Raw genomic sequence first — 24,821 nt, 5'->3', positions numbered from 1 at the left:
CGCCGAAAGGCGATTTAAGGAGAAGGTATAGCTTGAAAAATGGCAGGGGCGGCTGGATTCGAACCAACGCATGGCAGGATCAAAACCTGCTGCCTTACCGCTTGGCGACGCCCCTGTATCGGATCTGGCGAGTGACTGACTCACTGCCTCACTGACAACCCCCTTGCAGCGCCGTGTGTTGCTGCTTGGGAATGGCCGGCACTTTAACAACCTTTTTTCGAGGTGGAAAGCTTTTTTTTGAAAAAAACGCAGAAAAACAGCAGGTTAGTTGTACCAGCCCGAATTTGTGGGGTTTCTGCCGGCCCTCTCGCGGGGCAAGCCCGCTCCCACGCAGACGATGCTCTGCGCAATGATTTCCCAAAGGCAAAGTGTTCTGGCGTGGGAGCGGGCTTGCCCCGCGATAGTCTCCACGACAACCATTCGTCGCAATTCCCCCTCCTTGCCTCAACACAATCGCATTCCTCCCTTCCAACCAGATAGACCCCATCGGCGCATCACAAGGAGGACGCCATGCCTGTTTCCCACGACCTCTACCAGGACCTGCACTACCCCCGCGAGATCGTCCAGCAGCGACGCCAGCACGACCCGCAGCTCGACCGTCTGCTCGACGAGTACATGGACATCGACAACCAGGTGCTGGCTGCCGAGTCGATCTCGGCCGGCAACTTCCAGGACGACGACCTGCGCCATCTCAAGGAGCGCCGCCTGGCGATCAAGTACATGATCGAGCGACAGCTGGAGCACAAGGCCTGACCTATCGCATTTCACGATCATTGCCCGACAGATTCTCGATTGGTCAAAATGCCCGGCGTCGCGCAAGCTGCGCTCTGCCCCAGATCCGCCCCGAGGAGCCTGTCACTTGTCCACCTGGATTCCCGCGCCCTTGCGCCTGCTCGGCCAACGTTTGCGTCACGAGCCACCTGCGCACAGCGCCCTTGCGAACTACTTCCAGGACCGCGCGACCGAACGCGGCTACACCCTGAGTGACGGGCAACGACAGGTGATCGCAGCGATGGCCACGCAGTTGGCCGCGCTCGCGACGGGCCAGGCACGCAGCCTGTACCTGCACGGTGCGGTCGGACGTGGCAAGAGCTGGCTGCTCGATGGCTTCTTCCAGGCCGTGCCGACGGCGGCCAAGCGTCGCTTGCACTTCCATGACTTCTTCGCCCGTCTGCACCAGGGGATGCATCGCCATCGGGCGCTGGACGATGCCCTGGAGGCGACCCTCGACGAACTGCTGGGGGATTGCCGGGTATTGTGTTTCGACGAGTTCCACGTCCACGACATCGGCGACGCCATGCTGCTCACCCGGTTGTTCGATGCCCTGTTCGCCCGTGGCGTGTTCCTGCTGGTCACCTCCAACTACGCCCCCGAGGGGTTGCTGCCCAACCCGCTGTACCACCAGCGCTTCCTGCCGGTGATCCGCCTGATCACCAGCCGCATGCAGGTGGTGGAAGTGAACGGTGACACGGATTTTCGCAGCCTGCCGGCCAACCATGAGCATCAGCGGTTTACCCAGGGGCATTATGTCTGGCCGGGCGACGCGCAGCAGCGCGTGCGCTTGCGGCTACCCGCGTCGCAGCCACTGCAACTGGAGGTCAACCAGCGCCCGTTGCGCGCCTTGGCCAGCGAGGGACGCCAGGTCGTATTCAGTTTTCACGACCTGTGCGAGCAGCCCACCGCGGTGATCGACTACCTGGCCCTGGCCGAACGCTATGACCACTGGATCATCGTGGGCCTGGACGACCTGGCCGAATGCTCGCTGGCGGCGCAGCAGCGCTTCGTCAACCTGGTGGATGTGCTGTATGACCAGGATCGCCAGGTGACGGTGATCGGCAAGCGGCCGCTGGAACAGAGCCTGGGCGGGTCGCTTGCCGACCTGATGCGTACCCGCAGCCGGTTGGGGCAGTTGCATCAGGTGGGGGCCTAAGCACCAGCCTTTTCAAGGGCGCCCGGCTTGGAGTTGCCAGGGCTGCTTTGCAGCCTTTCGCGGCACAAGGCCGCTCCTACAGAGGATTGCACTCCCCCTGTAGGAGCGGACTTGCCCCGCGATGACTTCAACCTGCCCTGGGCAGGTCCGCCAGCACGCCTTCAATTTCAGCCAGCACCGCCGGATCATCCAGTGTCGAGGGCGGCACATAGTCCTGCCCATCGGCGATCTTGCGCAGCACCGCCCGCAGGATCTTGCCCGAGCGGGTCTTGGGCAGGCGCTTGACCAGGCGCACCCGGTTGAAGCATGCCAGCGCACCAATCTGTTCCCGCACGCTGGCCACCAGCTCGCCCTGCAACTGCGCCTCGCCAATGCCCTGGCCGTCCTTGAGCACCACCAGCGCCAACGGCACCTGGCCCTTGATCTCGTCGTGCACGCCGATCACCGCGCATTCGGCCACCGCCGGATGACGCGCCACCAGGTCCTCCATTTCACCGGTCGACAACCGATGCCCGGAGACGTTGATCACGTCATCGGTGCGCCCCATGATGTAGACGAAGCCGTCCTCGTCGAGATAGCCGCCGTCGCCGGTGTGGTAATAGCCCGGATAGCTGTGCAGGTAGGCCTGCAGGTAGCGCTCGTGATCGCCCCACAGCGTCTGGCTGCAGCCCGGCGGCAACGGCAGGGTGATGACGATGGCGCCCTGCTGGTTGGGGCCCAACGGCTTGCCGTCGTCGTCCAGCACTTGCACGTGGTAGCCCGGCACCGCGCGGTTGCTCGACCCCGGCCGCGCCGCGCTGCCTTCAAGGCCAACACAGGGCGCGGTCACCGGCCAGCCGGTCTCGGTCTGCCACCAGTGGTCATGTACCGCCTTGCCGCTGACCCGCTCGAGCCATTCATGAGTACTGGAGTCGAGCTTCTCCCCGGCCAGGAACAGCTGGCGCAGCGAGCCCAGGTCGTGGCGGCGGATCAGCTCACCGTCCGGGTCTTCCTTGCGGATCGCGCGCATGGCGGTGGGCGCGCAGAACAAGCCGTTGACCTTGTACTGCTCCACCACCCGCCAGTAGGCCGAGGCATCCGGGGTGCGGATCGGCTTGCCCTCGTAGAACACCGTGGTGCAGCCGCTCATCAGCGGCCCGTAGACAATCAGCGAATGGCCGACCACCCAGCCCACATCGGAAATGCCCCACCACACATCGCCCGCCTGCATGCCGTAGACATGGCGCATGGCGTAGCACAGGGCGACCGCGTTGCCGCCGTTCTCGCGCACGATGCCCTTGGGTTTGCCGGTGGTGCCGGAGGTGTACATGATGTACAGCGGGTCACCCGCGTCCAGCGCCACCGGTGCCACCGGCTCGGCGCCGACCAGCGCATGCTGCCAGTCCAGGTCGCGCCCGGCCTGCAACTCGGCGCGCACCTGCGGGCGTTGCAGCACCAGCACATGCCGCGGCTGATGACGGGCCAGCTGCAGGGCGCGGTCGACCAGGGGCTTGTATTCGATCACCCGGTCGAACTCCATCCCGCACGAGGCCGTGAGCAGCAGCGCCGGCCGGGCATCGTCGATGCGCAGGGCCAGTTCGTTGGCGGCAAAGCCGCCGAACACCACCGAATGCACCGCGCCGATGCGGGCGCAGGCGAGCATGGCCATGGCCGCCTGGGGCACCATCGGCATATAGATGATCACCCCGTCGCCCTTGCCCACGCCCAATGAGCGCAACAAGCCGGCCAGGCGCGCGACTTCGTCACGTAGCTGGTTATAAGTGAAGGCCTGCTGTACGCCGGTCACGGGCGAATCGTAGATCAGCGCCAGTTGTTCGCCGCGGCCCTGCTCGATCTGGTGGTCGAGGGCCAGGTGGCAGCTGTTGAGGCGGCCGTCGGCGAACCAGCGGTGGGTGCCGTCGGTGTTCTGCTGCAGGATCTGGGTCGGCTTGCGCTGCCAGGCCAGCTGCTCGGCCTGGGCTTGCCAGAAGTCGGCGGGATCGGAAATGGAATGGGCGTAGCTGTGCTGATAGGTCATTGGTTCGCAACCCGGTACTTGTTGTTATTGAAGGGCGAACCTTGAGTATGGACCGGGGTGACGGCGCCGCCATCGGACTTAAGTCGCAACCCATATGCAGATTTGCCGCACCCGAGCGCTTACAATGCTCGCCCCCGAACACAGAACAGTCCCATGCATACCCTCGACGACCTGCGCGCCGGCCGCCTGCGCGGCATCACCCGCCTGAACCTCTGCCAGGAGCTGACCGATTTCCCCCGGGAGATCTTCGACCTGGCCGACAGCCTCGAGGTACTCGACCTCACCGGCAACAGGCTGAGTGACCTGCCCGCGGACCTGCACCGCCTGACCCGGCTCAAGGTGCTGTTCTGCTCCAATAACCGGTTTACCCACCTGCCCCACGCCATCGGCCGTTGCCAGGCACTCGAGACCGCAGGTTTCAGGAGCAACCGCATCACCCGGGTCGACGCCCAGGCGCTGCCACCCGCGCTGCGTTCGCTGGTGCTCACCGACAACGCGCTGGAACAACTGCCCGAAGCCCTGGGCGACTGTGCTCAGCTGCAGAAACTGATGCTCGCCGGCAATTGCCTGCGCGCCCTGCCGCAAAGCCTGGCGCGCTGCGAGCGACTGGAGCTGCTGCGCGTCGCCAGCAACCGCCTGCAAGCCCTGCCCGACTGGTTGCTGCGCATGCCACGCCTGGCCTGGCTGGCGTATGCCGACAACCCGCTGCCGCCGGGCCTGGTCGCCCCCGCCACGGACGGGCACTGCCCGGTGCTGCATTGGCAGGACATCGACCTTGAAGAAGAACTCGGTCGTGGCGCCTCCGGAGTGATTCACCGTGCCCGCCTGCGCGACCAGGATGCCCCGGTGGCGGTCAAGCTGTACAAGGGCGCGATCACCAGCGATGGCTCGCCACTGGCAGAAATGAGCGCCTGCATTGCCGCCGGTGACCACCCGCAGCTGGTGCGCCTGGCCGGACGCATCGACGACCACCCGCAACAACTGCCGGCCCTGGTGATGCAACTGATCGACGCGCACTGGTCGAACCTGGCCGGTCCGCCCAGCCTCGAAAGCTGCACCCGCGACCGCTACCCGGACAACCGCCGCCTGACCTTGCCCGCCCTGCGCCGCCTGACCGGCGGCATCGCCTCGGTCTGCGCCCACCTGCATGAGCGTGGCTTGAGCCATGGCGATCTCTATGCCCACAACATCCTGTTCGACGACGATGGCCAGTGCCTGCTGGGTGATTTCGGCGCCGCCTCGTTCCATCCGCAGGATGGCGGGGCCCAGGCCCAGGCGCTCGAACGCCTGGAGGTGCGCGCCTTCGGCATCCTGCTGGAGGAACTGCTGCAGCAGTGCGCCGAGCAGGAGCACGCGTTGCAGGCACTGGCGCTGCGCTGCCAACAGGCTGATGTGATGGCACGCCCGTCCTTCGCCAGCCTGGTGGCGCAATTACCCGGTTAAGCGCCCCACAACGGTGCAAAGCCTCTAGAATAGGGCACCCCTTCAGCCACAGAAGCGCCCCATGGACATCGATCAGGCCCGCACCTTCCTGGAAATCGTCCGCTGCGGCAGCCTGGTTGCCGCCGCCGAGCGCCTGTTCGTGTCGCAGACCGCGATCAGCGCCCGGGTCCAACGCCTGGAGCAGCAACTGGGCTGCCAGCTGTTCGTGCGCAGCCGCAATGGCGCCAGCCTCACCAGCGACGGCGAGGCGTTCGTCAGCTATGCCAACCAGCTGGTGCAAACCTGGGAAGCGGCGCGCCGCGACCTGCCGCTGCCCCAGGGCTGCCAGCAGGTGCTGCACGTGGGCGCCGAAGTGAGCCTGGGCAACCCGATGCTGCTCGACTGGGTCAGCGCCCTGCACCGGGAGCTGCCCAGCCACGCCATCCGCTGCGAGGTCAGCGACGGTGAATCGCTGCTGCGCAAGGTGGAGATGGGCCTGCTAGACGCCGCGCTGGTCTACCAGCCAACCTATGGACCGGGCCTGCAGGTCGAGCAGTTGATGGAAGAGAAGCTGATCCGCGTGCGTCGGGTCGATGCGCCCGAACCGTATGTCTACATCGACTGGGGCGAGGCTTTCCGCCGCCAGCACGATGCCGCCCTGCCCGACCTGTCACGCCCGGCCCTGAGCTTCAACCTCGGGCCGCTGGCCCTGCAGTTCATCCTCGACCGCGGCGGCAGCGGCTATTTCCGCACGCGGGTGGTGCAGGCCTACCTGCAGAGCGGCGTGTTCGAGCGCGTGCCCCAGGCGCCGGAATTTACCTACCCGACCTTCCTGGTACACGCCCGCGAACGCGACAGCGAGGCTTTGCAGCAGGCCTTCAGCGTGTTGCGTCGGCTGGTGGCCGCTGGCGAAAGCGACTGGTCACAGCGCTGGGACCCGGTGATCTGAGCCCGGCGCGGCGGCGCTGAGCAGGTGTCGCTTGAGGCCGGCGATCAGGTCGGTCTGGGTGATCACTCCCACCAGGCGCTCGCCGTCGAGCACCGGCAGACAGTGCAAGCCTTGTTCACCGAGCAACGGCAGCAAGCGTTCTAGGGGCTGCTCGCCGTCGACACTGACCACCCGGCGGCTCATTACCTGCTCCAGGCGCACGGGCTGGCGACGGAACAGGCCGCGCCAGCTGAACCGCCCACGGGCCATTGCCGCGCCGATCAGATCGCTGAGGCTGACGATTCCAACCAGGCGGCCGTGCTCCAGCACCGGCAGGGTCTTCAGATGGTGGCTGGCGAGCATTTTCCAGGCCTGTTCCAAGGTGGTGGCTGGCGTCGCGGTCTGCACGTCGCGGGACATCACCGAGCGCGCGGTGATACCGCCCAGGCTGCGCTGCAAGGCATGCTGCTCGGTGGCCAGGATGATGCGCTCCAGCTCGTCGCGGGTGACGTCGACGAACTCGCCGATCTCTGCCAGGGCCTGGTCCAGGTCTTCGCCCCGGATACCGACCCGCTCGCCCGGCAGGGGATCGTGAGTATGGTGCGGGTCCTTGCGCGGCACCGCGCCCTTGGGGTAACGCACCCCGGTCAGGCGGTTGTACAGCACCGCCACGCCCACCAGCACCAGCGCATTGAGCAGCACCGGTTCGAGCAGGTGGTCGCCCATGGCCACCAGGCCCGGATCGGCCAGTACCGCGCTCACCGCCACGCCGCCACCGGGCGGGTGCAGGCAGCGCAGCAGGCACATCACCAGGATCGCCACAGCCAGCGCCGCCGCCGCGACCCACAGACCGTCGCCAAATCCGTGACGCATCGCCAGGCCCACCACGCCGGCCAGGGCGTAGCTGCCCAGCACCGGCCAGGGCTGGGCCAGGGGGCCGGAGTGCACGGCGAATACCAGTACCGCCGAGGCCGCCAGCGGGCCGAGCAGGTGCAGGGCGATGGATGGGCCGTAGGCCAGGCTGCACAGATAGCCGGCGAGAAACAGGCCCAGCAGCGCGCCGACGCCGGCGCGCAGCCACTCTTTCTTGGGAATGTTCAGGGGCGCCGGAAGCAGGCGCTGAAAGCGGGATTGGGGACGCGAGGCAGACATCGAGGTATTCGGATCGTGTTCTTGTGCGGAAAAAGAAAGCCCAGCGCGACCGGCCTGGGCCCTGTGTTGCGCAATGCAGTGGCGCAAGGGGCTCCGTCCATGGAGAGATGGAAACCGCAGGGTTTCGTGGGGAGGGATTGTGCCGGGTGTGGGCAATGGCGGGCCAATTCAAAAAACTGCGGCTGAACTGCAATTTTTTTGCAGGGTTGATCCGAGTTTTGCAATCCCCTGTAGGAGCGGCCTTGTGCCGCGAAAGGGGCGCGTAGCGGCCCCACGATCTCTACATCATGCAAAATCGTCGGGGCTGCTGCGCAGCCCTTTCGCGGCACAAGGCCGCTCCTACAGGGGGTTGTGCACGCCGATCAACGTCCTTTTCGCGGCAGTTCGATACTGACCCGCAGCCCGCCCTGTGGGCTTTCCAGCAGCGCGATGCGCCCGCCCCAGGCCTCGACGATATCGCGCACGATACCCAGCCCCAGGCCATGGCCATCGACCTGCTCGTCCAGCCGCGAGCCGCGCTCGAGCACCTGCAGGCGCTGCGCCTCAGGGATGCCCGGACCATCGTCGTCCACCCACAGCCGGTAACCCTCGGCGGTCGGCGCGATGCCCAGGCGCACCTCGCTGTCGGCCCATTTGCAGGCGTTGTCCAGCAGGTTGCCGAGCAGCTCCAGCAGGTCCTCGCGGTCCCAGGGCAGCAACAGGCCGGACGGTACATCGCGCTCAAGCAGCAGGCCTTCGCCATGGATCATGCCCAGGGTCGCCAGCAGCCCTGGCAACTCGGCATCACAGTCGAACTGCGCGCCCGGCAGCGCGTCACCGGCCAGGCGTGCGCGATTGAGCTCGCGGGCCAGGCGCTGCTGTATCTGCTCCAGTTGCTCGCGCATCTGCGCACGCACCTCGGGCAGCGCCTGCAGGCGCTCGCTGGCGGCCAGGCTGAGCAGCACCGCCAAGGGTGTCTTCAAGGCATGACCGAGGTTGCCCAGGGCATTGCGCGAGCGCCGCAGGCTGTCCTCGGTATGGGCCAGCAGATGGTTGATCTGGTCCACCAAGGGTTGCAGCTCACTGGGGACCTCGGCGTCCAGTTGCGAACGCTGGCCCTGCTGCAGCTGGGCGATCTGCTGACGCGCCCGTTCCAGCGGGCGCAGCGAGCGGGTCACGGTGATGCGCTGCAGCACCAGCACCAGCAGCAACGCCACCAGGCCCAGGCCCAGGCCGATCTGCTGCATGTGCCGGAAGCCCTCGCGCACCGGCGAATAGTCCTGGGCCACGCTGATCGAGATGTCCTGCCCCAGGCGCCTGTAATCACCGCGATAGGCCAGCAGTTGCTGGCCCTCGGGCCCCAGCTCGTGGCCGTCATCCAGCCCGGGCTTGCCGGGCTTGGGCATGTCCAGGTCCCACAGCGAACGCGAGCGCCAGGTACCCTGGTCGAAATCGATGCGGAAGTAGTAGCCCGAGAACGGCTGCTGGTAGGCCGCCGACAGCCGTCGCTCGTCCAGTTGCAAGCCGGACGGGCCGCGCACCAGCGCCACCAGCAGGTTCTCGCTCTCCTTGCGCAGGCCCGCTTCCAGGTAGCGCTGCAGACCGGCCTCGAACAGCCACAGGGTCAACTGCGCCAGGGCCAGCCCCACCACCATCAGTACCGCCACCAGGCCCAGGCTCAGGCGCGCCTGGATCGACTTCACGCGGCGCTCCCGGCGTACACGTAGCCCTGGCCGCGACGGGTCTCGATCACGCTGCGGCCGAGCTTGCGCCGCAGGTGGTTGACGTGCACTTCCAGCACGTTGGAGTCGCGCTCGGTTTCACCGTCATACAGGTGCTCGGCCAGGTGGCTCTTGGACAACACCTGCCCCGGGTGCAGCATGAAGTAGCGCAGCAGGCGGAACTCGGCCGCGGTGAGCTGGACATCGATACCCTCGCGGCTCACGCACTGGCGCGATTCGTCCAGGTGCAGGCCGGCCGCTTCCAGCTTCGGCTGGTTGGCCAGCCCCTTGGCCCGGCGCAGCAAGGCCTGGATACGCAGTTGCAGCTCCTCGGGGTGGAAGGGTTTGCTCAGGTAATCGTCGGCGCCGGCCTTGAGCCCCTCGATCCGCTCGGCCCAGGAACCGCGAGCGGTAAGGATCAGCACCGGGGTGGCCAGGCTGGCCGCGCGCCACTGCGCCAGTACCTCGAGCCCCGGCAAGCCGGGCAGGCCGAGGTCGAGGATGATCAGGTCGTAGGGTTCGCTCTGGCCCTGGTACACCGCGTCGCGGCCATCGGCCAGCCAGTCCACGGCGTAGCCCTGGCGTTGCAGGGCGGCGGTCAGTTCGTCGGCCAGGGGGACATTGTCCTCGACAAGCAACAGGCGCATTCAGTCGTCTTCCTCGTCTTTGAGCAACTCGCCGGTGCGGGCGTCGAGCTTGATCTCGCGCACCACGCCGGCCGGGGTCAGCAGTTCGACCTCGTACTCGTAGCGCTCGTGCTTCTCTTCCAGCTCCGCCTCCAGCAGCCGCGCCCCGGGGTAACGCCCCAGGGCGGACTCGAGCAGTTGCTCCAGCGGCAGGATGATGCCCTTTTGCCGAAGGGCCAGGGCTTCATCCTGATCCAGGTCGCGCGCGGCGGCCAGCGAGCAGACGGTCATCAATGCGAAGGCAAGATAGCGCGTCGTTCGCGGTAGATCGCCCATCAGTTGTCCCGGGCGTCCCGCAGCACTTCACCAGTCTTGGCATCGACGTCCACGTCCCACTCGGCGTTCTGCGCATCACGCAGCTCGACCTTGAGCACGTAGCGGCCATAGGTGTTTTCCAGCTCGGAATCGGTGATGGTGGCGCCCGGGTGCTTGGCCTTGGCGATGTCTGCGATTTTTTGCAGCGACTGAACGGTACCGACCTTTTCCAGGCCACTGATCTCGTGAGCCGGCACATCGGCCAGGGCAACGCTGGCGCCAAACGTCAGGGCAGCGGCAGTAACAAGGGCAGTCAAAGTTTTCATGAGGTTCTCTCCAGCGAGATATGTAATTTGTCTACGGGGTTAAGATTAACCACCGGTCCTTAACTCAACCTGAAAACAGCTGGCCGCATGATAGCGCAGCTCATATGAGCCCGTACGCTGTCCCTTTGTAGGAGCGGCCTTGTGCCGCGAAAGGGCTGCAAAGCAGCCCCGGGATTTCAGCGTTGATGCAAAGATCGCCGGGGCTGCTTTGCAGCCCTTTCGCGGCACAAGGCCGCTCCTACAGGGGGATGTGTACGTCCAGCCCAGCGATACACTCTATACTGCCCGCCTGCCCCACCCGAGACCCCGCCATGAGCGCCATCCACATCAAGTACCCCGCCCTGACCTTCAAGGCCGGCCAGCGTGCCCTGCGGCAGATCCGCGAGCGCGGCCTGCGGGCCGAAGATGTCGGTGTGCTGCCGGGCGCCGCCGGTGGCCCCAAGCCACTGGGGATCCAGGGCCTGGACCTGGCGCTGTTCGGTGAATGGCTGCCCAGCGCGCCGCGCCAGCGTGCGCTGATCGGCGCCTCGATCGGTGCCTGGCGCTTCGCCAGCGCCTGCCTCGACGACCCGGTCGCCGGCATCCGCCGCCTGGGCGAGCTGTACACCGAGCAGGACTTCGCCAAGGGCGTGACGCCGAAAGCGATCAGCCAGAGCTGCCAGCGCATGCTCGACGACCTGCTGCAGGGCCGCGACGGGCAGGTCCTGGCCAACCCGCACTACCGCCTGAACATCCTGGTGGTGAAGAGCCATGGCCAGCTCGCCCACGACCACCGCGGCCGCCTGGGCATGGGCCTGTCCTCGGTGATCGCCAGCAACCTGCTGGGGCGCGCGCGCCTGGGCCGGCATTTCGAGCGGGTCATCCTCCACGACCAACGCGCCGCGCCGCCACTGGAGCCACTGACCGACTTCCCGTCGCGCAGCCTGCCGCTGGACCTGGCCAACCTGCGCCACGCCCTGCTCGCCTCGGGCTCGATCCCCATGGTCATGGAAGGCGTGCGCGACATCCCCGGCGCCGGGGCCGGCACCTACCGCGACGGCGGCCTGCTCGACTATCACCTGGACCTGCCCTACCAGGGCGACGACCTGGTGCTCTACCCGCACTTCACCGACAAAGTGGTGCCCGGCTGGTTCGACAAGGCCCTGCCCTGGCGCAAGGGCGATGCCACGCGCCTGCAGAACGTGCTGCTGATGACCCCGTCGCCGCAATACCTGGCCGCCCTGCCCTACGGCAAGCTGCCGGACCGCAACGACTTCAAGCGTTTCATGGGTGATGCGCCGGGCCGCAGGCGCTACTGGTACCAGGCCATGGCCGAAAGCCGACGCCTGGGCGACGAGCTGCTGGAACTGATCGCCACCGAGCGGTTGCAGGATCGGTTGCAAGCCTTGTAGCGGGCATGCTGGTAGACTGCGCGCATCGTTGATTCACACAGAGTTATGCCAGCGTGGAAATCTTTAAGGAATTTACCTTCGAATCGGCTCACCGCCTGCCCAACGTCCCTGCCGGCCACAAGTGTGGTCGCCTGCATGGCCACTCGTTCAAGGTCGCCCTGCACCTGACCGGCCCGCTCGATCCGCACACCGGCTGGATCCGCGATTTCTCGGAGATCAAGGCGATCTTCAAGCCGATCTACGAGCAACTGGACCACAACTACCTGAACGATATTCCCGGCCTGGAAAACCCCACCAGTGAAGTGATCGCCAAGTGGATCTGGGAGCAGGTCAAGCCGCTGCTGCCGGAGCTGTCGAAGGTGCGCATCCACGAGACCTGCACCAGCGGGTGCGAGTACACCGGCGACTGATCTGCACCGGCCTTTTCGCGGGTAAATCGCAGCGGCGAACCGCCGCTCCCACAGGTTCGGCACAGACTTCAAAAACTGTGGCGTACCTGTGGGAGCGGCGGTTCGCCGCTGCGATTTACCCGCGAAGAGGCCAGCACGATCACCCCAGGGCTTCAGTCCTACCCGCGATCCAGGGCATCACGCAGAAAGCTCGGCGCGATATAGCGCTGGTAATGCGCCTCCGACAACAGGAAGAATTCCCGGTCGATGGCATCACGCAGCTGCGGCAGGTCCCAGTCGCGGAACTCCGGCAGCAGCGCCATCCCGTACGCCTCCAGATCACGAATCATCCGCGCCCCACGGGCGATCAGCTGATACGCCCAGCAATACTCCGACTGCTGCGCCACGAAACGGATCGAGCGCTGCTCCAGCTGCTGGCGCAGCAGCTCTTTGTCGAACACTTCCAGCTTGGCCATCATCACCTGCACCAGCAGTTGCTCCAGGCGCAGCCACACGGCGCGCTTCTGCTCGTCGTCGTAGCCGTTCCAGTGGATCACTTCGTGGTGAAAGCGCTTGCAGCCGCGGCACACCAGGTCGCCGTAGACCGTGGAGCACAGGCCGACGCAAGGGGTCTTGATGGATTGGTTGGACATGTAGAAACAACGGCTTGGCGGTGGAACACCGGTTCATGTTAGCCCTTTGTCTAACCAGGGTCACCCGTTAAAGTCATCTTCGCCGCCTTACTTTCGGCTTATTTTTGCCGTAGAATCACTCCGCCTTTTCAAGGCAACAATGTCCGTTGGAAGCTGTTTTCAAAGCGTCACGAGCACAGTTCATCCGGTAGAACGGCGTTGGCCCTGTCCATGCAAGCGCGCATGGCCAGGGCCAACCCCTCATCAGCCTTCCGTTCTACAGGCGTAAAACTTTGAAAGCAGCTTCTGTAAGGATTCTCTGCGACCCTGGCTTGCCGGCTCAAAAAGCCGTCTTGAGCGCATGGGTGCATGGAATGCTGGATGAGCGTCCCGGACTCCCTTTAGGGACCACTGATGAGGGTAATAACTGTGCTTGAAGCCTACCGCAAACACATCGAAGAGCGTGCCGCTCTGGGTATCGTGCCCCAGCCGCTGAACGCCGAACAAACTGCAGGCCTGGTCGAGCTGCTGAAAAACCCGCCGGCCGGCGAAGAAGCCTTCCTCGTAGACCTGATCACCAACCGCGTTCCGCCAGGAGTCGACGAAGCCGCCTACGTCAAGGCCGCTTTCCTCTCCGCCGTCGCCAAGGGTGAAACCAAGTCCCCGCTGATCGACCGCAAGCACGCCACCGAGCTGCTCGGCACCATGCAGGGCGGCTACAACATCGAAACGCTGGTCGCGCTGCTGGACGACGCCGAACTGGGCGCCGTCGCGGCCGAACAGCTCAAGCACACCCTGCTGATGTTCGATGCCTTCCACGATGTGGCCGAAAAAGCCAAGGCGGGCAACGCCCACGCCAAGGCCGTGCTGGAGTCCTGGGCTGCCGGTGAGTGGTTCACCAGCCGTCCGGCAATCGCCGACAAGTACACCCTGACCGTGTTCAAGGTGCCTGGCGAAACCAACACCGACGACCTGTCCCCTGCCCCAGATGCCTGGTCGCGCCCTGACATCCCGCTGCACGCCCTGGCCATGCTGAAGATGGCCCGCGACGGCATCGAGCCTTCGCAGCCAGGTTCGGTCGGCCCGCTGGCCCAGATCGAAGCGGTCAAGGCCAAGGGCTTCCCGGTTGCCTACGTCGGTGACGTGGTCGGTACCGGCTCCTCGCGTAAGTCCGCCACCAACTCGGTGCTGTGGTTCTTCGGCGACGACATCCCGTTTGTTCCGAACAAGCGCGCCGGTGGTTTCTGCTTCGGCACCAAGATCGCCCCGATCTTCTACAACACCATGGAAGACGCCGGCGCCCTGCCGATCGAATTCGACTGCACCAACCTGGGCATGGGCGACGTCATCGACGTCTACCCGTTCAAAGGTGAAGTACGCCGTCATGGCAGCGACGAACTGGTCACCAGCTTCGAGCTGAAGACCGAAGTACTGCTCGACGAAGTCCGCGCCGGCGGCCGTATTCCGCTGATCGTTGGCCGTGGCCTGACCGAGAAAGCCCGTGCCGAACTCGGCCTGGGGGCTTCCGACCTGTTCAAGAAACCCGAGCAGCCAGCCGCTTCGACCAAGGGCTTCACCCTGGCGCAGAAGATGGTCGGTCGCGCCTGCGGCCTGCCGGAAGGCCAGGGCGTGCGTCCAGGTGCCTACTGCGAGCCGAAGATGACCACCGTCGGCTCCCAGGACACCACGGGCCCGATGACCCGCGACGAGCTGAAAGACCTGGCGTGCCTGGGCTTCTCCGCCGACCTGGTGATGCAGTCGTTCTGCCACACCGCGGCCTATCCGAAGCCGATCGACGTCACCACCCACCACACCCTGCCAGACTTCATCCGCACCCGTGGCGGCGTGTCGCTGCGCCCGGGCGACGGCATCATCCACAGCTGGCTGAACCGCATGCTGATGCCTGACACCGTCGGCACCGGTGGCGACTCGCACACCCGCTTCCCGATCGGCATCTCGTTCCCGGCCGGTTCCGGCCTCGTGGCCTTCGCCGCCGCTACCGGCGTCATGCCGCTGGACATGCCGGAGTCGATCCTGGTCCGCTTCAAGGGCAAGCTGCAGCCTGGCATCACCCTGCGTGACCTGGTCCATGCCATCCCTTACTACGCGATCCAGAAGGGCCTGCTGACCGTCGAGAAGAAAGGCAAGAAGAACGCCTTCTCCGGCCGCATCCTGGAGATCGAAGGCCTGAACGACCTGACCGTCGAGCAAGCTTTCGAGCTGTCCGACGCCTCGGCCGAACGTTCCGCCGCCGGTTGCACCATCAAGCTGCCAGAGAAGGCCATCGCCGAGTACCTGCAGTCCAACATCACCCTGCTGCGCTGGATGATCGGCGAAGGCTACGGCGATGCCCGCACCCTGGAGCGCCGCGCCCAGGCCATGGAAGCCTGGCTGGCCAAGCCTGAGCTGCTGTCGGCCGACGCCGATGCCGAATACGCCGAGATCATCGAGATCGACCTGGCCGACGTTAAAGAGCCTGTGCTCTGCGCGCCGAACGACCCGGACGATGCCCGCCTGCTGTCCTCGGTACAGGGCGAGAAGATCGACGAAGTGTTCATCGGTTCGTGCATGACCAACATCGGTCACTTCCGCGCCGCCGGCAAGCTGCTGGACAAGGTCAAGGGCGGTATCCCTACCCGTCTGTGGCTGGCCCCGCCAACCAAGATGGACGCCCACCAGCTGACCGAAGAAGGCTACTACGGCATCTACGGCAAGGCTGGCGCGCGCATGGAAATGCCAGGCTGCTCGCTGTGCATGGGTAACCAGGCACGTGTGCAGACCGGTTCCACCGTGGTCTCCACTTCGACCCGTAACTTCCCGAACCGTCTGGGCGACGCCACCAACGTGTACCTGGCCTCGGCCGAGCTGGCTGCTGTGGCTTCGATCATCGGCAAGCTGCCGACCGTCGAAGAGTACATGCAGTACGCGAAAGACATCGACAGCATGGCTGCCGACGTTTACCGCTACCTGAGCTTCGACCAGATCGCCGAGTTCCGCGAAGCGGCGGCCAACGCCAAGATCCCGGTGGTTCAGGCGTAAGCTGAGCAGTACGTTGTAAGCGAAAGCCCCGGTAGCGATACCGGGGCTTTTTTGTTGGCTTGTGTTGGCTTTGCTGGCCTCTTCGCGGCTAAAGCCGCTCCCACAGGAAACCCGAACTCTTCAAGATCACGATAGACCTGTGGGAGCGGCTTTAGCCGCGAAGAGGCCGGAACAGGCAGCCTCAGATAACGAACAGATCAACGAACCTGTGCACCGGTATGGCCTCCAGCGTCTGCTGATCCTTGCACACATCCAGGATCGCCTCACAACGCTGCCGCGCAAACCGCGTCGCCAGGTTCTCCCTGAACTTGGCCTCGAGCAACGGCATCCCCTCCTCCCGCCGCCGCCGATGCCCGATCGGGTACTCCACCACCACCTGGGGGGTGTGCGAACCGTCCTTGAAGAACACCTGCACGCCATTGGCGATGGAGCGCTTGTCGGCCTCCAGGTACTCGCGGCTGAAACGCAGCTCCTCGACGATCACCATCTTCTCGCGCAGTCGGTCGATGCTCGGGTGCGCGGCATGGAAGGCATCCTCGTAGTGCTCGGCCACCAGCTCGCCGAAGATCAGCGGCACGGCTGTCATGTACTGCAGGCAGTGGTCACGGTCTGCGGCGTTGGCCAGCGGCCCCTCCTTGGAAATGATGCGGATTGCCGACTCATGGGTGGTGATGACGATCCGGTCGATCTCGTGCAGGCGGTTGCGCACTTGCGGATGCAGGGTCACCGCGGCTTCGCAGGCGGTCTGGGCGTGGAACTCGGCGGGGAAACTGATCTTGAACAGCACATTTTCCATCACGTAGCTGCCCAACGGCTGCGGCAGGCGCAGTTCACGCAGCGGCTCGGGCTTGAGCGCCAGGTCCTTGTTGGTGTGGCTGAACGACACATCGTAGAAGCCCCACTGCCTGGCGGTCAGCGCGCCGGGCACGCCCATCTCGCCGCGCAGGGCGATATCGGCCAGGCGCACGCCGCGGCTGGAGGCATCCCCCGCCGCCCATGACTTGCGCGAGCCGGCATTGGGCGCATGGCGGTAGGTGCGCAGGGCCTGGCCGTCGACGAAGGCGTGGGACAGCGCCGACAGCAGTTGCTCGCGATTGGCGCCCATCAGCCTGGCGCAAACCGCCGTGGAGGCGACCTTGACCAGCAGCACATGGTCCAGGCCGACCCGGTTGAACGAGTTCTCCAGCGCCAGCACGCCCTGGATCTCGTGGGCCATGACCATGGCATCGAGCACCTCGCGCATGACCAGGGGCGCCTCGCCGATGGCCACGCGCTTCTGCGACAGGTGGTCGGTGACCGCCAGGATGCCGCCGAGGTTGTCCGAGGGATGGCCCCACTCCGCCGCCAGCCAGGTGTCGTTGTAGTCCAGCCAGCGGACGATGCAGCCGATATCCCAGGCGGCCTTGACCGGGTCGAGACGGTAGCTGGTGCCGGGTACGCGGGCGCCATGGGGAACGAGGGTGCCCTCGACCAGCGGGCCGAGGTGCTTGGTGCATTCGGGGAAGCGCAGGGCCAGCAGGCCGCAGCCCAGGGTGTCCATCAGGCAATGGCGGGCGGTGCTGAGGGCTTCGGGGGAATCGACGCGATAGCCGAGCACATAGTCGGCGAGGGTCTGCAGGACCTGGTCGTAGTCAGGGCGGGTGTTGAGGTCTACGTTTGCGCTCATATACAGCTCCCTTCTGGATTGCCGGGGCTGCTCTGCAGCCCTTTCGCGGCACAAGGCCGCTCCTACAGGGAGAGTGCAATCCTCTGTAGGAGCGGCCTTGTGCCGCGAAAGGGCCGCAAAGCGGCCCCAACCAACGAAAGCCGAACGCCACTGATGCCTTAGAAACTATCGCCAGGCACGCGCACCCAGCCCTCCATCAGCACCCGAGCGCTTCGGCTCATGATTGCCTTGGTCACGGTCCACTGCCCGTCCACCTGACGCGCCTCGGCCCCGACCCGCAGCGTTCCGGACGGATGGCCGAAACGCACGGCACTTCGTTCTCCGCCACCGGCGGCAAGGTTGACCAACGTCCCCGGGATCGCTGCGGCAGTGCCAATCGCGACCGCCGCGGTACCCATCATCGCGTGGTGCAGCTTGCCCATCGACAGCGCGCGCACCAGCAGGTCGACGTCCTCGGCGGCAACAACCTTGCCACTGGAGGAGGTATAGCCGGTCGGCGCTGCGACGAACGCCACCTTCGGCGTGTGCTGGCGTCCGGCGGCCTGGTCGATGTGCTCGATCAGCCCCATGCGCACCGCGCCATGGGCACGGATGGTCTCGAAACGCTGCAATGCCGCAGCATCGCCATTGATGGCGTCCTGCAGCTCGGTACCGGTATAGCCGATATCGGCGGCATTGACGAAAATGGTCGGGATGCCGGCATTGATCAGGGTCGCCTTGAAGGTGCCGACACCCGGCACCTCGAGGTCGTCGACCAGGTTGCCGGTGGGGAACATCGCCCCGCCGTCACCGTCCTCGTCGGCGGCCGGGTCGAGGAATTCCAGCTGCACCTCGGCGGCCGGGAAGGTCACGCCGTCAAGCTCGAAATCGCCGGTTTCCTGCACCTGGCCTTCGGTGATCGGCACATGGGCGATGATCGTCTTGCCGATGTTGGCCTGCCAGATCCGCACGGTGGCGATGCCATTGCGCGGAATGCGCGCGGCATCGACCAGCCCGCTGCTGATGGCGAACGAGCCGACCGCGGCGGACAGGTTGCCGCAGTTGCCGCTCCAGTCGACGAAGGCTTTGTCGATCGAGACCTGGCCGAACAGGTAGTCGACGTCGTGGTCGGGCTTGATGCTCTTAGACAGGATCACTGTCTTGCTGGTGCTGGAGGTGGCGCCGCCCATGCCGTCGATCTGCTTGCCGTACGGGTCGGGGCTGCCGATCACCCGCAGCAGCAGGGCGTCGCGGGCCGGGCCAGGAATCTGCGCCTGCTCGGGCAGGTCCTGGAGGCGGAAGAACACGCCTTTGCTGGTGCCGCCACGGAGGTAGGTGGCGGGGATTTTTACTTGGGGTACGTGGGCCATTGTCGTGCTTCCTGATCTTTTCGTTTCGGCGAACATCCCTGGGGCTGCGTTGCAGCCCTTTCGCGGCACAAGGCCGCTCCTACAGGCGAGCGCGTCTCTCTGTAGGAGCGGCCTTGTGCCGCGAAAGGACCGCAACGCGGCCCCGCTCACTCAGGCCGCGCCTTCCAGGAAGTCCTGGGCAAAGCGCTGCAACACGCCACCCGCCTCGTAGATCGACACCTCTTCGGCGGTATCCAGGCGGCAGGTCACCGGCACCTCGACACGCTCGCCGTTGCGTCGCGTCACCACCAGGGTCAGCGTCGCCCGCGGCGTGCGCTCGCCGAGCACGTCGTACGTCTCGCTGCCATCCAGGCCCAGGGTCTTGCGGTCGGAGCCCGGCTTGAACTCCAGCGGCAGCACGCCCATGCCCACCAGGTTGGTGCGGTGGATACGCTCGAAGCCTTCGGCGACGATGGCCTCGACACCAGCCAGGCGCACGCCCTTGGCCGCCCAGTCACGGGACGAGCCCTGGCCGTAGTCGGCACCGGCAACGATGATCAGCGGCTGCTTGCGCTGCATGTAGGTCTCGATGGCCTCCCACATGCGGGTCACCTTGCCTTCCGGCTCGATACGTGCCAGCGAACCCTGCTTCACACTGCCGTCGTCCTTGCGCACCATCTCGTTGAACAGCTTGGGGTTGGCGAAAGTGGCACGCTGGGCGGTCAGGTGGTCACCGCGGTGGGTGGCATAGGAGTTGAAGTCCTCCTCTGGCAGGCCCATCTTCGCCAGGTACTCACCCGCGGCGCTGTCGAGCATGATGGCGTTGGACGGCGACAGGTGATCGGTGGTGATGTTGTCCGGCAGCACCGCCAGCGGGCGCATGCCGCGCAAGGTGCGCTCACCGGCCAGGGCGCCTTCCCAGTAAGGCGGGCGGCGAATGTAGGTGCTCATCGGGCGCCAGTCGTACAGCGGCGCGACCTTCGGCCCCTTGTCCTCCTCGATGGTGAACATCGGGATGTACACCTGGCGGAACTGCTCGGGCTTGACCGAGGCGCGCACCACGGCGTCGATCTCTTCATCGCTCGGCCAGATATCCTTCAGACGAATCTCCTTGCCGTCGACCACGCCCAGCACATCCTTCTCGATATCGAAGCGGATGGTGCCGGCGATGGCATAGGCCACCACCAACGGCGGCGAAGCCAGGAACGCCTGCTTGGCGTACGGGTGGATGCGCCCGTCGAAGTTGCGGTTGCCCGACAGCACGGCGGTGGCGTACAGGTCGCGGTCGATGATCTCCTGCTGGATCACCGGGTCCAGCGCGCCGGACATGCCGTTGCAGGTGGTGCAGGCGAAGGCGACGATACCAAAGCCCAGTTGCTCCAGTTCCTGCTCCAGCCCTGCTTCCTTGAGGTACAGCTGCACGGCCTTGGAGCCCGGCGCCAGCGACGACTTGACCCATGGCTTGCGGACCAGTCCGAGCTTGTTGGCGTTGCGCGCCAGCAGGCCGGCGGCGATCACGTTGCGCGGGTTGCTGGTGTTGGTGCAGCTGGTGATGGCGGCGATGATCACCGCGCCATCCGGCATCTGCCCCGGCACTTCTTCCCACTGGCCGGCGATGCCCTTGGCCGCCAGGTCGCTGGTGGCCACCCGGGCGTGCGGGTTGGACGGGCCGGCCATGTTGCGCACCACGCTCGACAGGTCGAAGCTCAGGGTACGCTCGTACTCGGCCTTGGCCAGGCTGTCGGCCCACAGGCCGGTGGCCTTGGCGTAGGTCTCCACCAGCTGCACCTGCTGGTCATCGCGGCCGGTGAGCTTGAGGTAGTCGATGGTCTGCTGGTCGATGGCGAACATCGCCGCAGTGGCGCCGTATTCCGGGGCCATGTTGGAGATGGTGGCGCGGTCGCCCAGGGTCAGCGCGCTGGCGCCGGCACCGTGGAACTCCAGGTATGCGCCGACCACCTTCTGCTTGCGCAGGAACTCGGTGAGCGCCAGCACCAGGTCGGTAGCGGTGATGTTCGGCGCCAGGCGACCGGTCAACTCGACGCCGACGATCTCCGGCAGGCGCATCCACGAGGCGCGGCCGAGCATCACGTTCTCGGCCTCCAGGCCGCCGACGCCGATGGCTATCACACCCAGGGCATCCACGTGCGGGGTGTGGCTGTCGGTGCCGACGCAGGTGTCCGGGTAGGCCACGCCGTGATCGTTGTGGATCACCGGCGACATCTTCTCCAGGTTGATCTGGTGCATGATGCCGTTGCCCGGCTGGATCACGTCGACGTTCTTGAACGCCTGCTTGGTCCAGTTGATGAAGTGGAAACGGTCTTCATTACGGCGATCCTCGATGGCGCGGTTCTTGTCGAACGCCTGCGGGTCGAAGCCACCGCATTCCACAGCCAGCGAATGGTCGACGATCAGTTGCACCGGCACCACCGGATTGACCGCGGCCGGGTCGCCGCCTTTGTCGGCGATGGCGTCACGCAGCCCGGCGAGGTCGACCAGGGCGGTCTGGCCAAGGATGTCGTGGCACACCACGCGGGCCGGGAACCAGGGGAAATCGAGGTCTCGCTTGCGCTCGATCAGTTGCTCGAGCGATGCGTCGAGGGTGGCCGGATCGCAGCGACGCACCAGGTTTTCGGCCAGTACGCGGGAGGTATATGGCAAGCCGTCGTAGGCGCCGGGCTTGATCGCCTCGACCGCGGCACGGGCGTCGAAGTAGTCCAGGGCGGTGCCTGGCAGGTTCTTGCGGAATGCGGTGTTCATATCGTTATCGGGCTCGGTCACGGTATGCGGACTGCAGGTCAGGCCACGGGGGGCGCTGCGCGCCCCTTTCGCGGCACAAGGCCGCTCCTACAGATGTTGCGCCGCCCCCTGTAGGAGCGGCCTTGTGCCGCGAAAGGGCTGCAAGGCAGCCCCAGCGGCTTCAGCTCAACGCTGCTCGATCGGCACGAACTGGCGCTGCTCGACGCCGACATACTCGGCGCTCGGGCGGATGATGCGGTTGTTGGCGCGCTGTTCGAACACGTGCGCGGCCCAGCCGGTCAGGCGCGAGCAGACGAAGATCGGGGTGAACAGCTTGGTCGGGATGCCCATGAAGTGGTACGCCGAGGCATGGTAGAAATCGGCGTTGGGGAACAGGCGCTTCTGTTCCCACATGGTCTTGTCGATGGCTTCGGAAACCGGGTACAGCACGGTGTCACCGACTTCGTCGGCAAGCTGCTTGGCCCAGCCCTTGATCACCTCGTTGCGCGGATCGGACTCTTTGTAGATGGCGTGGCCGAAGCCCATGATCTTGTCCTTGCGCTCGAGCATGCGCAGCAGCTCGGCGGTGGCCTCCTGCGGGGTCTGGAAGCGCTCGATCAGTTCCATCGCCGCCTCGTTGGCGCCGCCGTGCAGCGGGCCGCGCAGCGAGCCGATGGCGGCGGTCACGCAGGAGTACAGGTCGGACAGGGTCGAGGCGCAGACCCGGGCGGTGAAGGTCGAGGCGTTGAACTCGTGCTCGGCGTAGAGGATCAGCGAGACGTTCATCACCTTGACGTGCAGCGCGCTCGGTTTCTTGCCGTGCAGCAGGTGCAGGAAGTGGCCGCCGAGGGTGTCCTCGTCGCTGGTGCAGTCGATGCGCACGCCGTGGTGGGTGAAGCGGTACCAGTAGCACATCACCGCCGGGAACAGCGCCAGCAGACGGTCGGTCTTCTCGCGCTGGGCGTCGAAGGTCAGTTCCGGTTCCAGGGTGCCGAGCACCGAGCAGCCGGTGCGCATCACGTCCATCGGGTGGGCGTCGCGCGGGATGCGCTCAAGCACTTCCTTCAGCGCTTGCGGCAGGTCGCGCAGACCCTTGAGCTTGCGCTTGTAGTCGGCAAGCTCGGCCTTGCTCGGCAGCTCGCCGTACAGCAGCAGGTAGGCGACTTCCTCGAACTCGGCGCCGGCGGCCAGGTCGCGCACGTCATAGCCGCGGTAGGTCAGGCCGGCGCCGGCCTGGCCGACGGTCGACAGCGCGGTCTGGCCCGCCACCTGGCCACGCAGGCCCGCGCCACTGAGTACTTTTGCTTCGGCCATGGTGTTTCTCCTTTCTTGAATTTGTTATCGAAGTCTTTTCTGGCTAATCGGTTTGCCTGTGCCGGCCTCTTCGCGGGTAAACCCGCTCCCACAGGTTTGGCGCAATCTCTGAGACCTGTGGGAGCGGGTTTACCCGCGAAGAGGCCGGCACAGGTATTCATTTACCCTTTTTTCTGCGCGAACAACGCATCGAGGCTCTGCTCGAAGGCGTGGTAGCCGATGGCATCGTAGAGCTCCATGCGGGTCTGCATGGTGTCGATCACGTTCTTCTGGGTGCCGTCGCGGCGCAGCGCGGTGTAGACGTTCTCGGCCGCCTTGTTCATGGCGCGGAAGGCCGACAGCGGGTACAGCACCAGCGACACGTCGACCGAGGCCAGTTCCTCGGTGGTGTACAGCGGCGTGGCGCCGAATTCGGTGATGTTGGCCAGGATCGGCGCCTTCACCCGGTCGGCGAAGGTCTTGTACATCGAAAGCTCGGTGATGGCTTCCGGGAAGATCATGTCGGCGCCGGCCTCGACGCAGGCGGCGGCGCGGTCCAGGGCGGCGTTCAGGCCCTCCACTGCCAGCGCGTCGGTGCGCGCCATGATCACGAAGCTGTCGTCAGTACGGGCGTCGACGGCGGCCTTGATGCGGTCGACCATCTCCTGCTGCGAGACGATCTCCTTGTTCGGGCGGTGGCCGCAACGCTTGGCGCCGACCTGGTCCTCGATATGAATGGCGGCAGCGCCGAACTTGCTCATCGACTTGACGGTGCGGGCGACGTTGAAGGCCGAGGCGCCGAAACCGGTGTCGACATCCACCAGCAGCGGCAGGTCGCAGACGTCGGTGATGCGCCGTACGTCGGTGAGCACGTCGTCCAGGCCGCTGATGCCCAGGTCCGGCAGGCCCAGGGAGCCGGCGGCGACACCGCCGCCGGACAGGTAGATGGCCTTGAAACCGGCGCGCTTGGCCAGCAAGGCGTGGTTGGCGTTGATGGTCCCGACCACCTGCAGCGGATGTTCGGCGGCGACCGCGTCACGGAAACGCTGGCCGGGCGTGCTCTTCACTGTCATGACTCACCTCGTGGGCTATTGTTGTCGGCACCTTGGTAGTGGCGCTCGATATTGCGTTTGGATGCGCCGATGTGGCGACGCATCAGGAGTTCTGCCAGTTCGCCGTCGCGAGCTTCGATGGCATCGAGGATGCGGTGGTGCTCGGCGAAGGCCTGGCGCGGACGGTTGGGCGTGCTGGAGAACTGGATGCGGTACATGCGCACCAGCTGGTACAGCTCGCCGCAGAGCATCTTGTAGAGGGTCTGGTTGCCGCTGCCCTGGATGATCCGGTAGTGGAAGTCGTAGTCGCCTTCCTGCTGGTAGTAGCCCTGCCCGGCCTGGAACGCGGCGTCGCGCTCGTGGGTGTCGAGCACGTGGCGCAGCTCGTCGATGGCCGCCTGGCTCATGCGCTCGGCGGCCAGTCGGCAGGCCATGCCTTCAAGGGATTCGCGGATTTCGTACAGTTCGATCAGCTCGGCATGGCTGAGCGACACCACCCGGGCGCCGACATGGGGCACGCGCACCAGCAGGCGCTGGCCCTCCAGGCGGTGAATCGCCTCGCGCAGCGGGCCGCGGCTGATGCCGTAGGTGCGCGCCAGCTCCGGCTCGGAGATCTTGCTGCCAGGGGCGATCTCGCCCTTGACGATGGCGGCCTGGATGCGCCGGAAGACGTGCTCCGAGAGGGTCTCGGTCTCGTCGTGGGGCAGCGTGGTGGCCGGGGCTGTGTCCAGCATGATTGTCGACACCTTCAAAATCAGTGACGCCAAAACTAGCCAAATAGAGAAGTGGAGTCAAAGACAAAAAGAATATTGTCGACAATCGTCTAATAACGAACTTACCCCGCGCTGATGCGGTCAGATCGCGGGCGCGCTGGCG

20 protein-coding genes and 1 tRNA gene are annotated in these 24,821 nt (G+C 65.7%); 7 read left to right on the top strand and 14 right to left on the bottom strand.

All coding sequences use genetic code 11. From position 1 onward, the window contains the following. Positions 1-40 precede the first annotated feature (40 nt). Positions 41-115 (bottom strand) — tRNA-Gln (locus LU671_RS13355). Positions 116-510: 395 nt separating this feature from the next. Here LU671_RS13355 and LU671_RS13350 point away from each other — a divergent pair. Together LU671_RS13350 and zapE are read left to right on the top strand one after the other, a co-directional pair. Then, positions 511-753 (top strand): hypothetical protein, encoded by a 243-nt coding sequence (locus LU671_RS13350; RefSeq protein ID WP_050705088.1) that lies wholly within the window; start codon positions 511-513, stop codon positions 751-753. Positions 754-859: 106 nt separating this feature from the next. Further along, positions 860-1,930 carry a cell division protein ZapE gene (zapE, locus tag LU671_RS13345; protein WP_232855892.1) on the top strand — a complete coding sequence of 357 codons (1,071 nt, stop codon included), beginning with the start codon at positions 860-862 and terminating at the stop codon, positions 1,928-1,930. 127 nt (positions 1,931-2,057) lie between these two features. Here the strand turns inward: zapE and LU671_RS13340 are convergent, their stop codons facing one another. After that, complete coding sequence (locus tag LU671_RS13340) at positions 2,058-3,947, bottom strand: propionyl-CoA synthetase (protein ID WP_232855891.1); 1,890 nt, start codon at positions 3,945-3,947, stop codon at positions 2,058-2,060. Positions 3,948-4,100: 153 nt separating this feature from the next. Between LU671_RS13340 and LU671_RS13335 the strand changes: the two genes are divergently transcribed. Both LU671_RS13335 and LU671_RS13330 read left to right on the top strand, forming a co-directional pair. Further along, positions 4,101-5,390 (top strand): leucine-rich repeat-containing protein kinase family protein, encoded by a 1,290-nt coding sequence (locus LU671_RS13335; protein ID WP_232855890.1) that lies wholly within the window; start codon positions 4,101-4,103, stop codon positions 5,388-5,390. Positions 5,391-5,451: 61 nt separating this feature from the next. Next, positions 5,452-6,318, top strand: a complete 867-nt coding sequence (locus tag LU671_RS13330; protein WP_232855889.1) for a LysR family transcriptional regulator — start codon at positions 5,452-5,454, stop codon at positions 6,316-6,318. On the opposite strand, the gene LU671_RS13325 is transcribed toward LU671_RS13330, so the two are convergent. The 5 genes from LU671_RS13325 to LU671_RS13305 all read right to left on the bottom strand — a co-directional run bounded on the left by LU671_RS13325 (position 6,292) and on the right by LU671_RS13305 (position 10,416). After that, complete coding sequence (locus tag LU671_RS13325) at positions 6,292-7,449, bottom strand: HPP family protein (protein WP_232855888.1); 1,158 nt, start codon at positions 7,447-7,449, stop codon at positions 6,292-6,294. The genes LU671_RS13330 and LU671_RS13325 overlap by 27 nt on opposite strands. A gap of 362 nt (positions 7,450-7,811) precedes the next feature. Then, positions 7,812-9,131 carry a sensor histidine kinase gene (locus LU671_RS13320; protein WP_232855887.1) on the bottom strand — a complete coding sequence of 440 codons (1,320 nt, stop codon included), beginning with the start codon at positions 9,129-9,131 and terminating at the stop codon, positions 7,812-7,814. Continuing rightward, positions 9,128-9,796 carry a response regulator transcription factor gene (locus LU671_RS13315; RefSeq protein WP_232855886.1) on the bottom strand — a complete coding sequence of 223 codons (669 nt, stop codon included), beginning with the start codon at positions 9,794-9,796 and terminating at the stop codon, positions 9,128-9,130. Before LU671_RS13315 ends, LU671_RS13320 begins: the two co-directional genes overlap by 4 nt. Beyond that, entirely contained in the window at positions 9,797-10,111 is a 315-nt protein-coding gene (locus LU671_RS13310) for a PepSY domain-containing protein (protein WP_203647354.1), read from the bottom strand. It abuts the gene before it with no gap. Then, positions 10,111-10,416, bottom strand: coding sequence for a PepSY domain-containing protein (locus LU671_RS13305; RefSeq protein ID WP_232855885.1), 306 nt, complete (start codon positions 10,414-10,416; stop codon positions 10,111-10,113). The genes LU671_RS13310 and LU671_RS13305 overlap by 1 nt, the downstream gene beginning before the upstream one ends. A gap of 311 nt (positions 10,417-10,727) precedes the next feature. Here LU671_RS13305 and LU671_RS13300 point away from each other — a divergent pair, with 311 nt between their 5' ends. After that, positions 10,728-11,807, top strand: a complete 1,080-nt coding sequence (locus LU671_RS13300; protein WP_232855884.1) for a patatin-like phospholipase family protein — start codon at positions 10,728-10,730, stop codon at positions 11,805-11,807. 53 nt (positions 11,808-11,860) lie between these two features. Beyond that, entirely contained in the window at positions 11,861-12,217 is a 357-nt protein-coding gene (queD, locus tag LU671_RS13295; RefSeq protein WP_011533154.1) for a 6-carboxytetrahydropterin synthase QueD, read from the top strand. A gap of 158 nt (positions 12,218-12,375) precedes the next feature. On the opposite strand, the gene LU671_RS13290 is transcribed toward queD, so the two are convergent. Further along, complete coding sequence (locus LU671_RS13290; protein WP_232855883.1) at positions 12,376-12,849, bottom strand: DUF1289 domain-containing protein; 474 nt, start codon at positions 12,847-12,849, stop codon at positions 12,376-12,378. 408 nt (positions 12,850-13,257) lie between these two features. On the opposite strand from LU671_RS13290, the gene acnB reads away from it, so the two are divergent. Then, positions 13,258-15,867 carry a bifunctional aconitate hydratase 2/2-methylisocitrate dehydratase gene (gene acnB / locus LU671_RS13285; protein WP_203652677.1) on the top strand — a complete coding sequence of 870 codons (2,610 nt, stop codon included), beginning with the start codon at positions 13,258-13,260 and terminating at the stop codon, positions 15,865-15,867. Positions 15,868-16,048: 181 nt separating this feature from the next. Here acnB and prpD read toward each other — a convergent pair whose 3' ends face one another. The 6 genes from prpD to LU671_RS13255 form a co-directional block, all read right to left on the bottom strand. After that, on the bottom strand, positions 16,049-17,533 hold the full coding sequence (prpD, locus tag LU671_RS13280; RefSeq protein WP_232855882.1) for a 2-methylcitrate dehydratase: 1,485 nt from the start codon (positions 17,531-17,533) through the stop codon (positions 16,049-16,051). 158 nt (positions 17,534-17,691) lie between these two features. Further along, positions 17,692-18,882, bottom strand: a complete 1,191-nt coding sequence (gene prpF / locus LU671_RS13275) for a 2-methylaconitate cis-trans isomerase PrpF (protein WP_232855881.1) — start codon at positions 18,880-18,882, stop codon at positions 17,692-17,694. A gap of 150 nt (positions 18,883-19,032) precedes the next feature. Then, positions 19,033-21,621, bottom strand: a complete 2,589-nt coding sequence (acnD, locus tag LU671_RS13270; RefSeq protein WP_232855880.1) for a Fe/S-dependent 2-methylisocitrate dehydratase AcnD — start codon at positions 21,619-21,621, stop codon at positions 19,033-19,035. A gap of 165 nt (positions 21,622-21,786) precedes the next feature. Further along, positions 21,787-22,914, bottom strand: a complete 1,128-nt coding sequence (prpC, locus tag LU671_RS13265; RefSeq protein WP_203647359.1) for a bifunctional 2-methylcitrate synthase/citrate synthase — start codon at positions 22,912-22,914, stop codon at positions 21,787-21,789. A gap of 161 nt (positions 22,915-23,075) precedes the next feature. Then, positions 23,076-23,966, bottom strand: coding sequence for a methylisocitrate lyase (gene prpB / locus LU671_RS13260; protein ID WP_232855879.1), 891 nt, complete (start codon positions 23,964-23,966; stop codon positions 23,076-23,078). Next, entirely contained in the window at positions 23,963-24,679 is a 717-nt protein-coding gene (locus tag LU671_RS13255; protein WP_203647361.1) for a GntR family transcriptional regulator, read from the bottom strand. The genes prpB and LU671_RS13255 overlap by 4 nt, the downstream gene beginning before the upstream one ends. Between the last annotated feature and the right edge of the window lie 142 nt (positions 24,680-24,821).

Source organism: Pseudomonas sp. NMI760_13 (genome assembly GCF_021283245.1).
GTDB classification, from domain to species: Bacteria; Pseudomonadota; Gammaproteobacteria; order Pseudomonadales; family Pseudomonadaceae; genus Aquipseudomonas; species Aquipseudomonas peradeniyensis.
The sequence above is the reverse complement of the archived record's forward strand: the minus strand, read 5'-3'. Positions and strand labels throughout refer to the sequence as shown.

Bases quoted from the DNA above. Each gene is read 5' to 3' on its own strand.
- LU671_RS13325 (WP_232855888.1), bottom strand. From the start codon at position 7,449: ATGTCTGCCTCGCGTCCCCAATCCCGCTTTCAGCGCCTGCTTCCGGCG.
- LU671_RS13340 (WP_232855891.1), bottom strand. From the start codon at position 3,947: ATGACCTATCAGCACAGCTACGCCCATTCCATTTCCGATCCCGCCGAC.
- LU671_RS13350 (WP_050705088.1), top strand. From the start codon at position 511: ATGCCTGTTTCCCACGACCTCTACCAGGACCTGCACTACCCCCGCGAG.
- LU671_RS13255 (WP_203647361.1), bottom strand. From the start codon at position 24,679: ATGCTGGACACAGCCCCGGCCACCACGCTGCCCCACGACGAGACCGAG.
- LU671_RS13335 (WP_232855890.1), top strand. From the start codon at position 4,101: ATGCATACCCTCGACGACCTGCGCGCCGGCCGCCTGCGCGGCATCACC.
- prpD (WP_232855882.1), bottom strand. From the start codon at position 17,533: ATGAGCGCAAACGTAGACCTCAACACCCGCCCTGACTACGACCAGGTC.
- prpF (WP_232855881.1), bottom strand. From the start codon at position 18,882: ATGGCCCACGTACCCCAAGTAAAAATCCCCGCCACCTACCTCCGTGGC.
- prpC (WP_203647359.1), bottom strand. From the start codon at position 22,914: ATGGCCGAAGCAAAAGTACTCAGTGGCGCGGGCCTGCGTGGCCAGGTG.
- LU671_RS13330 (WP_232855889.1), top strand. From the start codon at position 5,452: ATGGACATCGATCAGGCCCGCACCTTCCTGGAAATCGTCCGCTGCGGC.
- LU671_RS13290 (WP_232855883.1), bottom strand. From the start codon at position 12,849: ATGTCCAACCAATCCATCAAGACCCCTTGCGTCGGCCTGTGCTCCACG.
- prpB (WP_232855879.1), bottom strand. From the start codon at position 23,966: ATGACAGTGAAGAGCACGCCCGGCCAGCGTTTCCGTGACGCGGTCGCC.
- LU671_RS13310 (WP_203647354.1), bottom strand. From the start codon at position 10,111: ATGGGCGATCTACCGCGAACGACGCGCTATCTTGCCTTCGCATTGATG.
- LU671_RS13300 (WP_232855884.1), top strand. From the start codon at position 10,728: ATGAGCGCCATCCACATCAAGTACCCCGCCCTGACCTTCAAGGCCGGC.
- LU671_RS13315 (WP_232855886.1), bottom strand. From the start codon at position 9,796: ATGCGCCTGTTGCTTGTCGAGGACAATGTCCCCCTGGCCGACGAACTG.
- acnD (WP_232855880.1), bottom strand. From the start codon at position 21,621: ATGAACACCGCATTCCGCAAGAACCTGCCAGGCACCGCCCTGGACTAC.
- LU671_RS13305 (WP_232855885.1), bottom strand. From the start codon at position 10,416: ATGAAAACTTTGACTGCCCTTGTTACTGCCGCTGCCCTGACGTTTGGC.